Annotated in this window: 13 protein-coding genes; 3 read left to right on the top strand and 10 right to left on the bottom strand. The window is 74.4% G+C overall.

Going from position 1 to position 13,618, the window contains the following annotated elements; translation table 11 throughout:
* The 5 genes from secD to ruvC form a co-directional block, all read right to left on the bottom strand.
* Complete coding sequence (gene secD / locus ABIH81_RS27675) at positions 1 to 1,902, bottom strand: protein translocase subunit SecD (protein WP_349877827.1); 1,902 nt, start codon at positions 1,900 to 1,902, stop codon at positions 1 to 3.
* Between the two features lie 224 nt (positions 1,903 to 2,126).
* Positions 2,127 to 2,471 carry a preprotein translocase subunit YajC gene (yajC, locus tag ABIH81_RS27680; RefSeq protein ID WP_181726634.1) on the bottom strand — a complete coding sequence of 115 codons (345 nt, stop codon included), beginning with the start codon at positions 2,469 to 2,471 and terminating at the stop codon, positions 2,127 to 2,129.
* A gap of 140 nt (positions 2,472 to 2,611) precedes the next feature.
* Positions 2,612 to 3,676: a Holliday junction branch migration DNA helicase RuvB gene (gene ruvB / locus ABIH81_RS27685; protein ID WP_349877828.1), complete on the bottom strand. Its 1,065-nt coding sequence runs from the start codon at positions 3,674 to 3,676 to the stop codon at positions 2,612 to 2,614.
* Entirely contained in the window at positions 3,673 to 4,275 is a 603-nt protein-coding gene (gene ruvA / locus ABIH81_RS27690) for a Holliday junction branch migration protein RuvA (protein ID WP_278090542.1), read from the bottom strand. Before ruvA ends, ruvB begins: the two co-directional genes overlap by 4 nt.
* Positions 4,272 to 4,799, bottom strand: a complete 528-nt coding sequence (ruvC, locus tag ABIH81_RS27695) for a crossover junction endodeoxyribonuclease RuvC (RefSeq protein ID WP_349877829.1) — start codon at positions 4,797 to 4,799, stop codon at positions 4,272 to 4,274. Before ruvC ends, ruvA begins: the two co-directional genes overlap by 4 nt.
* A 184-nt stretch (positions 4,800 to 4,983) precedes the next feature.
* Between ruvC and ABIH81_RS27700 the strand changes: the two genes are divergently transcribed.
* Together ABIH81_RS27700 and ABIH81_RS27705 are read left to right on the top strand one after the other, a co-directional pair.
* A complete protein-coding gene (locus ABIH81_RS27700) occupies positions 4,984 to 5,766 on the top strand; it encodes a 3-hydroxybutyrate dehydrogenase (RefSeq protein WP_349877830.1) in 783 nt (260 codons plus the stop codon).
* Positions 5,767 to 5,780: 14 nt separating this feature from the next.
* Positions 5,781 to 7,700, top strand: coding sequence for a helix-turn-helix domain-containing protein (locus ABIH81_RS27705; RefSeq protein WP_349881221.1), 1,920 nt, complete (start codon positions 5,781 to 5,783; stop codon positions 7,698 to 7,700).
* Between the two features lie 30 nt (positions 7,701 to 7,730).
* Here the strand turns inward: ABIH81_RS27705 and ABIH81_RS27710 are convergent, their stop codons facing one another.
* The 3 genes from ABIH81_RS27710 to ABIH81_RS27720 form a co-directional block, all read right to left on the bottom strand.
* Entirely contained in the window at positions 7,731 to 8,339 is a 609-nt protein-coding gene (locus ABIH81_RS27710; protein WP_349877831.1) for a TetR/AcrR family transcriptional regulator, read from the bottom strand.
* An 11-nt stretch (positions 8,340 to 8,350) separates the two neighbouring features.
* Positions 8,351 to 9,916, bottom strand: a complete 1,566-nt coding sequence (locus ABIH81_RS27715; RefSeq protein ID WP_349877832.1) for an MFS transporter — start codon at positions 9,914 to 9,916, stop codon at positions 8,351 to 8,353.
* Positions 9,917 to 10,036: 120 nt separating this feature from the next.
* Positions 10,037 to 11,098, bottom strand: coding sequence for an FAD-dependent monooxygenase (locus ABIH81_RS27720; RefSeq protein WP_278090539.1), 1,062 nt, complete (start codon positions 11,096 to 11,098; stop codon positions 10,037 to 10,039).
* 54 nt (positions 11,099 to 11,152) lie between these two features.
* Between ABIH81_RS27720 and ABIH81_RS27725 the strand changes: the two genes are divergently transcribed.
* Positions 11,153 to 11,710, top strand: a complete 558-nt coding sequence (locus ABIH81_RS27725; protein WP_047894328.1) for a TetR/AcrR family transcriptional regulator — start codon at positions 11,153 to 11,155, stop codon at positions 11,708 to 11,710.
* 51 nt (positions 11,711 to 11,761) lie between these two features.
* Here the strand turns inward: ABIH81_RS27725 and ABIH81_RS27730 are convergent, their stop codons facing one another.
* Positions 11,762 to 12,403 (bottom strand): transcriptional regulator, encoded by a 642-nt coding sequence (locus ABIH81_RS27730; RefSeq protein ID WP_235437628.1) that lies wholly within the window; start codon positions 12,401 to 12,403, stop codon positions 11,762 to 11,764.
* A 192-nt stretch (positions 12,404 to 12,595) separates the two neighbouring features.
* On the bottom strand, positions 12,596 to 13,615 hold the full coding sequence (locus ABIH81_RS27735; protein WP_047894337.1) for a branched-chain amino acid ABC transporter permease: 1,020 nt from the start codon (positions 13,613 to 13,615) through the stop codon (positions 12,596 to 12,598).
* Between the last annotated feature and the right edge of the window lie 3 nt (positions 13,616 to 13,618).

Consider the following 13,618-nt stretch of genomic DNA (forward strand, 5'->3'; position numbering starts at 1 on the left):
TCAGGCCTCCTTCACACGCGGGTTGCGGGCGGTGCCCGGCTCGGCCGGCCGGGCCGGCAGTGCCCGGCCCAGACCGCTGACCCGCGGCGACAGGAACGCCCGGGTCCGGGCGAACATCGTCATGATCGGGTGGCGGAAGAGGAACACGACGACCAGGTCCAGCACGGTCGCCAGGCCGAGCGCGAAGGCGAAGCCCTTCACCGCGCCGACCGACACGATGTAGAGCACCACTGCCGACATCAGCGTGATGGCGTTCGCCGAGATGATCGTCCGGCGGGCCCGGATCCAGGCGCGCGGAACCGCGCTGCGTGGACTGCGGCCCTCCCGGATCTCGTCCTTCAATCGTTCGAAGTAGATGACGAACGAGTCCGCCGCGACGCCCAGCGAGACGATCATGCCGGCGATGCCGGCGAGCGTGAGCGTGAAGCCGATCGACCGGCCGAGCACCACGAGCGCGCCGAAGACCAGCAGCGCGGAGAGCACCAGGCTCAGGAAGATGACCGAGCCGAGCAGGCGGTAGTAGAAGAACGAATAGATGATGACCAGCAGCATGCCGATGCCGGCCGCCAGCAGACCCGCCTTGAGGTGGCTGTCGCCGAGCGTCGCGGTGACGTTCTGCTGCTCCTGCGGCTCGAACGTCACCGGCAGCGCGCCGTAGCGCAGCTGGCTGGCCAGCGCGTTCGCGGCCTTGTTGTCGAAGCTGCCGGTGATCTGCGAGTCACCGGTCAGCACGCCCTGGATCTCCGGGGACGAGACGATCTCGTTGTCCAGCACCACGGCGACGCGGCACTTGCCGTCCGGGCCGAGCGCGGCCTGGTCGCAGGCCTGACCCTCGTTGTTGAACGCCTCGCGGGTCAGCGCGGTCCACTTCTCCTGGCCGCTGCCGGTGAAGTTGAGGCTGACCACCCAGGAGCTGGTCTGGTCGAGCTGGGCGGAGGCGTTCTTCACGTCGGTGCCGAGCACCTTCGCCACGTCCAGCAGGTACTTCGCGCCGGACTCGCAGGCGACCGCCTTCTGCTTCTCGTCCTTGATCGAGGCGGCGGGCCGCTTGTCGAGCTGGGCGCAGGTGATGGTCGGGACGTTGAACTGCATCTCCACCGGCAGGACCGCGACCTCCTGCGGGGTGAGCGTGCCGAAGGGCTTGAGCTTGTCGGCCAGCGACGGATCGGTGGTCAGGTCCGCCGGGGCCTGCAGGCCCGAGGCGGCGGCCCAGGCGGCCGCGCCGACCTTCTGCTCGACGGCCTTGCGCTGCTGCTCGATGCTCTGCGGCACCGGCTCCGCGCTGGCGCTCGGGCTCGGCGCGGCGGCGCTCGGCGAGGCCGACGGGGACGCGGAGGCGCTGGCGCTCGGAGTGGGGGCCATGCCGCCCTGCCCGCCGGCGCTCGGCGACCCGCTCACCTTGGGGCTCGTGCTCGTCTTGGGCGACGCGCTGCCCGACGGCGTGGCCGCACCGGACGGGGTGGCGCTCGGGGTCGGCGCGGGCGCGGCCGCGGCGCCGCTGCCGTCGGTGGCCTTGAGCACCTTGCGGAAGCGCAGCTCGGCGGCCTCACCGACGTCGGTCAGGTCCCGGTTCTGGCCGGGCAGGGAGATGACGATGTTGCGGTTGCCCTCGGTGACCACCTCGGCCTCGGCCACGCCGTAGGCGTTGACCCGGCTCTCGATGATCTGCCGGGCCTCCTCGAGGTTGTCGGCGGTCGGGGGCTTGCCGTCCACCGTGTTGGTGGCCTCGAGCGTCAGCCGGGTGCCGCCGACGAGGTCCAGGCCGAGCCGCGGCTCCAACCGGTCCTTCCAGCCACCGCTGGCGCCGCCCGAGAAGAACACCAATAGATAGAGGACGACGAAGATGAGCCCGAGCACGGCGAGCTGCCGTCCGGGCCGCATCTGTCCCTGAGGTGGTGCCACGGCTGTCCTGTCTCCCTGTACGGTCGCGCCGCTTCCACGGCGGCGACAACTGTCGGGCCGGGGGTGTCCGCCCGACTGCTCCGGCGGGTCGGCACCGGAGGACGGCACGCCGGCTGGAGCGCGGCGCGGGGGCGCCGCACGGCCCGGCCGGATGCCGGCGCCGCGCGCCGACCCCAACTATCCACTTGTACGGATGAATCCGCTGCCCCGTCCGGGACGGGTGGTCACTCCTTGACCGGCTCGGCTTCCTCGGAGATCGTCTCGGCCGCCGGCGCCTCGGGGCGCTTGATCACCCGCGCGACGGCGGGACGGGCGTACCGGGTCTGCACGCCCGGGGCGACCTCGAGCAGGACCGTCTCGTCCTCGACCGCGGTGACCGTGCCGTGCAGGCCGCCGATGGTGACCACCTCGTCGCCCGGGGCGAGGGCGGCCTGCATCTGCTCGGCCTCGCGGCGGCGCTTCTGCTGCGGACGGATCATCATGAAGTACATGACGACGAAAAGCAGAGCGATCATGAGGATCGGCGTCAGACTGCCGGCTCCCCCGCCACTCGCTGCTGCGTAAAGCACGGTGTAGACCTTCCGGTTGGCCTCCACACCGGCGCCGTAGGGCGCCGCAGCGGAAGCGGATTCTCACGTCCTGTACAAACCGCGGCGAAGTCTAGTCGCTGCTCCTGAGAAGACCGAATGCGGCACAGATCACGAACGGATCACGGCTGGTCGGTCTGCACCGAGAACAGATCGGGCCCCGGAGGGGCATCCGCACCAAATGTACCATTCGGGGGCGTACGACCCAGATGGCGCCAGGCCGCCTCGGTCGCCACCCGCCCGCGCGGGGTACGGGCCAGCAGCCCGGCCCGGACCAGGAACGGCTCGCAGACCTCCTCGACCGTGTCCGGCTGCTCGCCCACCGCCACGGCGAGCGTGGACAGGCCCACCGGGCCGCCCCGGAACGAGTCGACGAGCGCGGTCAGCACCGCCCGGTCGAGCCGGTCCAGGCCCAGCGCGTCCACGTCGTAGACGGCCAGCGCGGCCCGCGCCGTCTCCAGCGTGACCACGCCGTCGGCGCGTACCTCGGCGTAGTCGCGGACCCGGCGCAGCAGCCGGTTGGCGATGCGCGGGGTGCCCCGGGACCGGCCGGCGACCTCCGCCGCGCCGTCGGCCGTGATCGGCACCCCGAGGATCCGGGCCGACCGGTGCAGCAGCGTCTCCAGGTCGGCCGGCGCGTAGAAGTCGAGATGCGCGACGAAGCCGAACCGGTCGCGCATCGGGCCGGTCAGCAGGCCGGACCGGGTGGTCGCGCCGACGAGCGTGAACGGCTCCACGTCGAGCGGGATCGCGGTGGCGCCCGGCCCCTTGCCGACCACCACGTCGACCCGGAAGTCCTCCATGGCGCTGTAGAGCAGTTCCTCGGCCGGCTTGGCGATCCGGTGGATCTCGTCGATGAACAGCACGTCGCCCTCGGCGAGGCTGGTCAGGATCGCGGCCAGGTCGCCGGAGCGCTCGATCGCCGGGCCGCTGGTCACCCGGATCCCGGTGCCCAGCTCCGCCGCGACGATGTTGGCCAGGGTCGTCTTACCGAGGCCGGGCGGCCCGGACAGGAGGATGTGGTCCGGCGGGGAGCCGCGCCGCATCGCGCCCTGCAACAGCAGGTCGAGCTGGTCGCGGACCCGGTGCTGGGCGATGAACTCGTCGAGCCGCTTCGGGCGGACGCTGGCCTCCGCGTCCAGCTCGGCGTCGCTGACGTACGCCGAGACCAGGTTCTCCCCGCTCATCGGCTGCGGCCCAGGAGGCGGATGGCCTGCTTGAGCAGCACCGGCACCGGCGGGGTCTCGCCGTCGACGGTCTCCGCCACCGCGGCCACCGCCTGCTCGGCCTGGGCCGCCGTCCAGCCGAGCCCGACGAGGGCCTGGCGGACCTGCTCCGGCCAGGCGCCCGCGGTCACCCCGGCCGCGCCGTCGGCGCCCACCGGCACCGGGCCGACCCGGTCGCGCAGCTCCAGCACCAGCCGCTCGGCGCCCTTCTTGCCGATGCCCGGCACCCGGGTCAGCGCGGCGGTGTCGGCGTTGGCGATGGCCTTGCGGACCGCGTCCGGCGTGTGGACGGCGAGCACCGCCTGGGCCAGCCGGGGACCGACCCCGCTGGCGGTCTGGAGCAGCTCGAACAGCTGCTTGGCGTCGTCGTCGGCGAAGCCGTAGAGGGTGAGCGAGTCCTCCCGGACCACCAGGCTGGTGGCGAGCCGGGCCGGCTGGCCCACGCGCAGGTCGGCGAGCGTGCCGGGCGCGCACTGCACGGCCAGGCCGATGCCGCCCACCTCCACCACCGCGTGATCCGGGCCGGTGGCGGTCACCGTGCCGCGTACGCTGGCGATCATCGCGTCCCTCCTCGTCGGGCCCGTTGCGCGGCCGCGGCCAGCTTCGACCGGGTGCCCCCGCGCCACACGTGACAGATGGCCAGCGCCAGCGCGTCGGCGGCGTCCGCCGGCTTCGGCGGCTCGGGCAGCCGCAGCAGCCGGGTGACCATCGCGGTCATCTGCGCCTTGTCGGCCTGGCCGGAGCCGGTCACCGCCGCCTTCACCTCGCTCGGCGTGTACGTCGTCACCGGCAGCCCGGCGCGGGCCCCGGCGAGCACCGCGACGCCGCTGGCCTGCGCGGTGCCCATCACGGTGCGGACGTTGTGCTGGCTGAACACGCGCTCCACCGCGACCGCGTCCGGCCGGTGCTCGGCGACCAGGCCGGTGAGCGAGCGGTCCAGGTGCAGCAGGCGCAGCGCCAGGTCGTCCTCGGGGTCGGTGTAGACCACGTAGTAGGCCACGAGCGTGCAGGGGCGGCCCGGCACGCCCTCGACCACGCCGACCCCGCACCGGGTCAGCCCCGGGTCGACGCCCAGCACGCGCACGCCGCCTCCTCCCCGAGCCGCCAGCAGTACGTGTGTTCGACACACCCTACTGGTGCCCGCCGGCAGCGGGACGGCCGGACACGCCGGGCGCGGGCGGTGACGCGGCGCACCACACACGCGGGCGGTGGAGTATGTGTCGCCGCCCCATGTGCCAGGGGGCACCCGGCTCGTACGTTCATGCGCCATGACGGCAGAACCCGTGGCGGTCCCCCACGTCGTACACGTCGACCTGACCGGTCGCACCGCGCTGGTCACAGGTGGCGGCGGCGGCATCGGACGGGCCTGTGCCCTGCGCCTGGCGGCGGCCGGCGCGAAGGTGGTGGTGCTGGATCGCGACGTGGCGGCGGCCGAGGCGGTGGCCGCCGAGGCCGGCGGCCGGGCCGTGGGGATCGACCTGGCCGACCCGGTGGCGGTGGACCGGCTCGACGCCGACGCCGACATCGTGGTCAACAACGCCGGGCTGCAACACGTCGCGCCGGTGCAGGACTTCCCGGTCGAGCGCTTCGAGTACATCCAGCGGGTGATGGTGGAGGCGCCGTTCCTGCTGATCCGCCGCGCGCTGCCCCGGATGTACGCGGGCGGCTGGGGCCGGATCGTGAACATCTCCTCGGTGCACGGACTGCGCGCCTCGCCGTTCAAGTCGGCGTACGTCTCCGCCAAGCACGCGCTGGAGGGCCTGTCGAAGGTGGTCGCGCTGGAGGGCGCCGCGCACGGCGTCACGGCCAACTGCATCAACCCGGCGTACGTGCGCACCGCGCTGGTGGAGAGCCAGATCGCCGACCAGGCGGCCACCCACGGCATCGGCGAGGACGAGGTGGTCGAGAAGATCATGCTGGCCCGGGCGGCGATCAAGCGGCTGATCGAGCCGGACGAGGTGGCCGAACTGGTGGCGTACCTGTGCTCCCCGCCCGCCGCGTTCCTCACCGGCACCTCGATCGCCCTCGACGGGGGCTGGACGGCGAACTAGTGGCCCCGCGCACAATGTCGGTCATGTCGTCGCCGGTCGAGTTCCTGGAGCTGCTGGCGCGCGAGGCCGCCGCGGTCGAGTTCGAGGGTCCGCTGGTGGCCGCGCGCGCGGCCGGCCTGCCCGCCGAACGGCTGGCCGAGCTGGAACAGGCGAAGGTGGTGGCGCTGCGGGTACGGGCCCTGCTGGCGCGCCGGCGCCGCCGGGAGACCGAGCTGTCCGGCCTGTACGACACCGCGAGCGACCTGGCCGGGCTGCGGGATCTGGACGACGTGCTGCGCGCGATCGTGCACCGGGCGCGGATCCTGCTCGGCACCGACGTGGCGTACATGACGCTGAACGACGACGAGCGCGGCGACACGTACATGCGGGTCACCGACGGCTCGATCTCGGCCCGGTTCCAGCGGCTGCGGCTGGAGCTGGGCGACGGGCTCGGCGGGCTGGTCGCGCAGACCGGCACCCCGTACGTCACCTCGAACTACCAGGAGGACGAGCGGTTCCGGCACACCGGGGAGATCGACGGCGGCGTGGGCGAGGAGGGCCTGGTGGCCATCCTCGGTGTGCCGCTGCGGCTCGGGTCCAGCGTGATCGGCGTGCTGTACGCGGCGAACCGCTCGGCCCGGCCGTTCGCCCGCGAGGAGGTGTCGCTGCTGGTGTCGCTGGCGGCGCACGCGGCGGTGGCGATCGACACCGCGCGGCTGCTCGCCGAGACCCGGGCGGCGCTGGCGGAGCTGTCGGCGGCGAACAGCACCATCCGGGCGCACAGCAGCTCGGTGGAGCGCGCCGCCGCGGCACACGACCGGATGACCGCGCTCGTGGTGCGCGGCGGCGGGATGGAGGACGTGGCGGCGGCGGTCACCGAGGTGCTCGGCGGGGCGCTGCTGGCGCTGGACGCCGAGGGCCGGCGGCTGGCCCGGGTCGGCGAGATCGAGGAGCCGGACCGGGCCGACATCGTGGAGGCGGTGGCCGCGTCGCGTACCGAGGGGCGCAGCGTGCGCCGGGGCCCGCTCTGGTACGCCGCGGTGGTGGCCGGCGCGGAGAACCTGGGCGCGCTGGTGCTGCGCCCGGACGACGAGCTGGTCGACGCCGACCAGCGCATCCTGGAGCGCGCCGCGCTGGTGACGGCGTTGCTGCTGCTGTTCCGCCGGACCGTGGCCGAGGCGGAGGGGCGGGTCCGCGGTGAGCTGCTGGACGACCTGATCGCCCGGCCGCTGCGCGACGCCGACGCGCTGCGGGCACGGGCCCGCCGGATCGGGGTGGACCTGGACGCGCCGCACGTGCTGGTGGCGGTCGGCGACGACGCGTTCGCCGAGACCGGCTCGGCGCGGCAGCGGGTGCTGTCCTGGGCCACCACGTACGCCTCGACCCGGGGCGGCCTGGCCGCGGCGCGCGACGGGCGGGTGGTGCTGATGCTGCCGGGCCACGACGCCGGTGGCGCGGCCCGCGCGGTGGCCCGGGATCTGTCCCGGGTGACGGGCCGGCCGGTGACCGCCGGGGCGAGCGGGCCGTCGACCGGGCCGGCGTCGCTGGCCGTCACGTTCGCCGAGGCGGAGCGCTGCCTGTCCGCGCTCGGCGCGCTGGGCCGGGCCGGGCAGGGGGCGAGCACCGCCGAGCTGGGGTTCGTCGGGCTGCTGCTGGGCGCGGTCGGTGACGCCGGGGATCGGGACGTGGCCCGGTTCCTCGCCACCACCGTGGGGCCGGTGCTGGACTACGACGCCCGGCGGGGCACCGCGCTGGTGAAGACGCTGGAGGCGTACTTCGGGGTGGGCGGCAGCCTGGCCCGGGCCGCCGAGCAGCTGCACGTGCACGTGAACACGGTCACCCAGCGGCTGGAGCGGGTCGGTCACCTGCTCGGCGCGGACTGGCAGCGGCCGGAGCGGGCGCTGGAGGTGCAGCTCGCGCTGCGCCTGCACCGGCTGCGCACGCCCGCCCGCTGAGCGCGCGGGCGGCGGCCCGGCCGGGGCGGGTCAGCGGACGCGCAGGCCGTCCAGGACCGTGTCCACGATCCGCTCGGGCAGCAGCCGCTCGTCGCGCTCGGGGTGCCAGCGCAGCATCCGCTGGGTGAGCATCGGCGCGGTGAGCAGCGACATGGTCACCTCGATGTCGAGGTCGGCGCGCAGCTCGCCCCGGTCGATTCCGCGGCGCAGCACCTCGCGCATCGCCGCGCGCCGGGGCTCGACGATCGCCTCGTACGCCTGCCGGTGGGCGGAGCTGCGGCTCACCTCCGGCACCAGGCAGGGCATGATCTTGCGGACCCGGGGGTCGGCGTGCTGGCCCACGGCGCCGACGAGCAGCACCAGGTCGTCGCGGACGGAGCGCCCGGCGGTGCGGGGCGCGGGCCCCTTGAGCGTGCGCAACGCGTCCAGCAGCAACGCGTCCTTGCCCGGCCAGCGGCGGTAGATGGTGGCCTTGCCGACGCCGGCGCGGGCCGCGATCGCCTCGATGGACAGCGACTCTATGGTGCTGCCCTCGGCCAGCAGGTCGAGGGTGGCGTCGACGATCGCCTCGTCCGCGCGGGTGCTCCGCGGTCGCCCGGGCGACCGCGGAGCATCCGCCGTGGAAGTCATGTCAGACATTGTCCACGAACCTACGCGGTACCGGCCAACTCCCGGTCGGTGACCGGCGTCGCGTCGGGGGCGACGACCGGCCGGCCCGGCATCCAGCGCAGCACGATCACGATGCCGAGCGCGGCCACCACCGCGGAGGCGCCCGCCGCCCAGTGCATGGCCGAGACGAACGAGTCGTTGGCCGCGTCGATGAGTCGCGGCGCGTCGGGGCCGAGCCGGCCGGCGACCGCGTACGCCCCGGACACCGACTCGCGGGCCGCGTCGCGCACCGGGGCGGGCAGGGCGGCCACCGCCGGGGCGATCTGGTCGCGGTAGACCGCGGAGAGCACCGAGCCGAGCACCGCCACGCCGAGCGCGCCGGCTACCTGGCGCACGGTGTTGCTCACCGCGGAACCGACGCCGGCCTTCTCCCGGGGCAGCGACGACATGATCGACTCGGTGGCCGGCGGCATGATGTTGGCCATCCCGGCGCCCTGGAGGAAGCCCAGCGCCGAGAAGATCCAGATCGGGGTGTCCGCGTCGATGAAGACGAACGCGGCCAGCGCCACAGTGGTGAGCAGCAGTCCGACGGCCGCGACCGCCCGGCCGCCGTAGCGGCGGACCATCGCCGCGCTGCGCGGCGCGAAGATGAGCTGGGCCGCGGCGAACGGCAGGAACAGCAGGCCGCTCTCCAGCGGGCTGTAGCCGCGGACGAGCTGGAGATAGAACGCGCCGAAGAACATCACGCCCATGGCGGCGAAGAAGACCAGCCCGACCAGGGCCACCGGGGCGGCGAAGCGGGGCACCCGGAACAGCCGTACGTCCAGCGACGGGTGGTCGCTGCGCAACTCGTGGGCGACGAACCAGCCGAGCACCGCGAGGCCGCCGAGCACCGCGATCCACACCTGCGGGCGGCCGAAGCCGTGCTCGCCGCCGTCGATGATGCCGTAGGTGAGGGCGACGAGGCCGACCACCGACAGCAGCACGCCGAGCAGGTCGACCCGGCCGGGCCTGGGGTCGCGGGACTCGGGGACCAGGGCCGCGACGAGCACCACGCCGAGCGCCACCACCGGCACGTTGATCAGGAAGACCGAGCCCCACCAGAAGTGCTCCAGCAGGGCGCCGCCGAGGACCGGGCCGATCGCCACCGCGAGGCCGACCGCGCCGGCCCAGACGCCGATCGCCTTGGCGCGCTCGCGCGGGTCGAAGACGTTGGAGATGATCGAGAGCGTCACCGGCATGATGGCCGCGCCGCCGACACCCATCAGCGCGCGGGCCGCGATGAGCTGGCCCGGGTCCTGCGCGTACGCGGACAGCAGCGAGGACAGGCCGAACAGTGCCAGCCCGAGGATCAGGAAGCGGCGGCGGCCGAGCCGGTCACCGAGGACGCCGAAGGTGAACAGCAGCCCGGCGAAGACGAGCGTGTAGGAGTTGATCGCCCACTCCAGCTCGCCCTGGGTGGCGCCGAGGCCGTGCACCGGGTCGGCCAGGGTGCGCAGCGCGACGTTGAGGATGGTGTTGTCGAGGACGACCACGAGGAGGCTGATCACCAGCACGCCGAGGATCGCCCACCTCCTCGGGTGTCCGGTGTTCTCGTGTGGTTCCACTGCCGTTCTCCCCCCGGTTCACCCGCGTTCGAAATACGATACGGGTCAGACTCGTAACGTTGCCGAGCGTAGGTGAGCCGGTTTCGATACGGAACGGGTTCGTATCGGATGTGTCTCAGGTCACGCGGGCGGTCCGGCCGCCAGCGCCAGCCGCAGCAGCGCGTCCCGCACCGGCAGCAGCCGGCGCACGCCGGACAGCCGCCCGGCCCACCGCGCGCCGGCCGCGATCCGCTGCGTGGGCCGCCGGCGCCGCCTGTCGTACGCGCGCAGCGCGGCCGGCACGTCCCCGGCGTCGCGTACGCAGTCGGCGAGCGCGACCGCGTCGATCAGCGCCTGACAGCCGCCCTGCCCGAGGTCCGGCGTCATGGCGTGCGCGGCATCACCGAGCAGCGCCGTCCGGCCGGACACGTAGGACGGCAGCGGCGTCAGGTCGCGGATCTCGTGCCGCAGGATCCCCTCCGGGGTGAGCGCGTCGAGCACCCGCGGCACCGGCGGGTGCCAGTCGCCGAAGAGGCGGCGCAGTTCGGCGCGGTCGTCGGGCGGAGCCGGGTGCCCCTCGGGCAACCGCACCGCGGCGTACCAGTTGGTGCGGCCCGGCCCGGCCGGGGTGAGGCCGAACTTGCGCCCCCGCCCCCAGGTCTCGCCGCCCTCGGCCAGGTCCAGGTCGACCACGCCGCGCCAGGCCACCGCGCCCGCGTACCGCAGCGGGTACCGCTGCCCGTACATCTGTGCGCGCACCACGCTGTTGATCCCGTCCGCGCCCACCACCAGGTCGTACGCGTCGAGCAGCGGCCCCGGGCCGGTCACCGGTACGCCGAGGCGCAGCGCCGGGCCGGGCAGCGCGCCGGCCAGGACGGCGAGCAGCACCGGGCGGGTGACCAGGTGCACCGGCTCGCCGTGCCGGCGTTCCAGCCGCTCGACGTCGATGGTGGCGATCCGGCTGCCGTCGGGGCGCCGGATCGACCCCCCGGCCTGACGGCTGCCCCGGCGTCGCACCTCGTCGCCGACGCCGAGGACGTCCAGTGCGCGCATCGCGGCGGGCCAGATGCCGAGCCCGGTGCCGCTGTCCGGCAAGGCGGCCGACCGCTCCAGGACCGTCACCTCCCAGCCCGCCGCCCGCAGGCCGATGCCCGCCGCGAGCCCGCCGATCCCGCCCCCGACCACGACCGCGCGTCCGCCCATGCGGTCACCGTACTACAGATGTAGTCGGGTGCACTACGACTGTAGTCTGACCGGGTGATCGATCGCCGGCAGCTCCTGCTCGACGCCGCCATCCGGGTACTCGGCACCGGAGGGCCGCGGCAGCTCACCCACCGGGCCGTGGACGCGGAGGCGGGCCTGCCCGAAGGCTCGGCGTCCAACCGGTTCCGCACCCGGGAGGCACTGGTCACCGGCGTCTTCGACCGGCTGGTCGAGGTGGAGACGGCGGCCTGGCAACGGCTCGCCGCGGACCTGCCGCCGGGCGACGTCGCCGCGTTCGCCGCAGTGGCCGGCCGGCTGATCCGGGAGTTCACCGACCAGCAGCGGGTGGTCACCCTGGCCCGGTACGCGCTCTTCGTCGAGGCGGCCGTGCGGCCCGACCTGCGCCCGGCGATCGAGGCCGCCCGGGCACGGCTGGCCGGCTGGGGGGAGCCGCTGCTCGCCACGCTCGGCTCGACCGATCCGCCGGCCCACTTCCGGGCGCTGCTGGCACTCGTCGACGGGCTCTTCGGCAACCAGCTCGCCGCTCCCGACGACCACTTCGACCCGGAGTCCGCCGTCGCCGCCCTGCTGCGCGGCTTCCGGACCGGCTGACCGGCCGCGCGTCGCCTGCCGCGCGGTGCCCCCGGGCCGGACGGATACCGCCTACCGCTCCCCGTTCCGGTGGCCGGCGGCCTCGCGGCACACGGCGAGCGCGTCCGACAGGGAGGTCAGGTGTCCGGCCGGCGTGGCCGGCGGCGTGATCCAGCCCGGCCCGGCGCCGTGCACCCGTACCGAGGGGAACTCCCGCGCGAAGCGGACCACCCGGTACGCCCGCCCGGTCATCGGCGTCTGCGACCACACCACGACGGTGTGCGGGCGGGTCCGGCGCACCGCGCTGGCCAGCGCCGGCCAGGGCAGCGCGGCGCCGAGCAGCAGGCTGCCCAGGCCCGCCTCGCGCAGGGCCGCGGCGAGGGCGTGCAGGCCGAGGCAGTGCAGCTCCTGCTCCGCCCCGGCGAGCAGGATGCCGCCGGCCGGGGGTGACGTTCCCGGCCCGCGCAGCAGCACGTCCAGTCCGGACCGCAGGCCCTCCGAGAAGGCGTGCTCCACGGCCACCTCGGCGGCGCTGCGGCCGGGCAGCGCGGCCAGCATCGGCGCGCAGACGCCCTCCCACAACGGCGCCACCCCCCACCGGCCCGCGGCCTCGACGATCAGCGCGGCGACCCGGTTGCCGTCCAGGTCCTCGGCCGCGAGCGTGAGGTGCTTACGGGCGGACTCGACGACATCGGCCGGGATCGGATCGGTCACCACCGGACGCACCCCTCGGTAGACGGTCACTACCGGGGGGTTCGTCGAAAGAGGGCGGCCTGGATGCGCCCGGGGCGGACCGGTCCGGCCGGGACGCGCCGGCCAGGCCGTGCCGGTGGGGCGGCTCACACCGGCGCGGGTCCGGTGGGGCGTCCCGGCGGCAGCAGACTGCGGACGCCGTCGTACGCCGGATCAGCCGGACCGGTCCCGGCGGGTCGCCGCCCGGCGCCGGGCCAGGTGGGCGACCGTGACCCAGATACCCCTGCGGAACAGCAGCACGACGAGGACGAAGATGCCGCCGGTGACCAGGCCGATCGCCTCGAACCCGGAGAACGACAGCCAGTCCTCCAGGCGGACCACCAGGGCCGCGCCGAGCACCCCGCCCCACAGCGTGCCGATGCCGCCGAGCACCACCACGATGACCGCCTTGCCGGAGGTGGTCCAGTGCAGCACGTCCAGCGAGACGAATCGGTGGCCGACCGCGAAGAGCCCGCCGCCGAGCCCGGCCAGGAAGCCGGAGAGCACGAACGCGGTCAGCTTGTAGCGGTGCACCGGGTAGCCGAGCGCGCGGGCCCGGGCCGGGTTGTCCCGGATGCCGACCAGCACCCGGCCGAACGGCGAGTGCACGATCCGCCAGGCGGCGAGCAGGCCGAGTAGCACGATCGGCAGGATCGCATAGTAGAAGTAGTAGTCGTCGGTGAGATCGACGCCGAAGAACGCGCGCGGCACGCCCTGCAGACCGTTCTCACCCTGGGTGACCGAACGCCACTCGTTGGCCACGTAGTAGACCATCTGCGCGAAGGCCAGGGTGACCATGGCGAAGTAGATCCCGGTGCGCTTCACCGCCAGGTAGCCGATCGGCAGCGCGAGCAGCGCCGCGCCCAGCGCCCCGGCCAGCACGGCGGCCGGGAACGGCAGGCCGGCGTGGATCGCGACCAGCCCGGTCAGGTACGCCGAGGTGCCCCAGAACGCGGCGTGCCCGAAGGACATCAACCCGGTGAAGCCGAGCAGCAGGTCCACCGAGACGGCGAAGAGCGCCCAGCACAGAATGTCCACCGCGACCGCCGGGTAGAGCCCGTTCGGCAGCCACAGCGCGACGAGCAGGCCGGCGGCGAGCAGCGCGTACCGGACCCAGCCGGGCGCCCGCGCGACGGCGAGCAGTCCGGAGCGCGGGGCCGGCTTCTCCACCGGGGTGTCCACCGCACTCGTCATGCC

The organism is Micromonospora sp. HUAS YX12, assembly GCF_040215685.1.
GTDB lineage: Bacteria > Actinomycetota > Actinomycetes > Mycobacteriales > Micromonosporaceae > Micromonospora > Micromonospora tulbaghiae.

Excerpts from the sequence above, each read along its gene's own strand:
- ruvB (WP_349877828.1), bottom strand. The coding sequence starts at position 3,676 with ATGAGCGGGGAGAACCTGGTCTCGGCGTACGTCAGCGACGCCGAGCTG.
- ruvA (WP_278090542.1), bottom strand. The coding sequence starts at position 4,275 with ATGATCGCCAGCGTACGCGGCACGGTGACCGCCACCGGCCCGGATCAC.
- ABIH81_RS27700 (WP_349877830.1), top strand. The coding sequence starts at position 4,984 with ATGACGGCAGAACCCGTGGCGGTCCCCCACGTCGTACACGTCGACCTG.
- ABIH81_RS27705 (WP_349881221.1), top strand. The coding sequence starts at position 5,781 with ATGTCGGTCATGTCGTCGCCGGTCGAGTTCCTGGAGCTGCTGGCGCGC.
- ABIH81_RS27710 (WP_349877831.1), bottom strand. The coding sequence starts at position 8,339 with ATGTCTGACATGACTTCCACGGCGGATGCTCCGCGGTCGCCCGGGCGA.
- ABIH81_RS27720 (WP_278090539.1), bottom strand. The coding sequence starts at position 11,098 with ATGGGCGGACGCGCGGTCGTGGTCGGGGGCGGGATCGGCGGGCTCGCG.
- ABIH81_RS27735 (WP_047894337.1), bottom strand. The coding sequence starts at position 13,615 with ATGACGAGTGCGGTGGACACCCCGGTGGAGAAGCCGGCCCCGCGCTCC.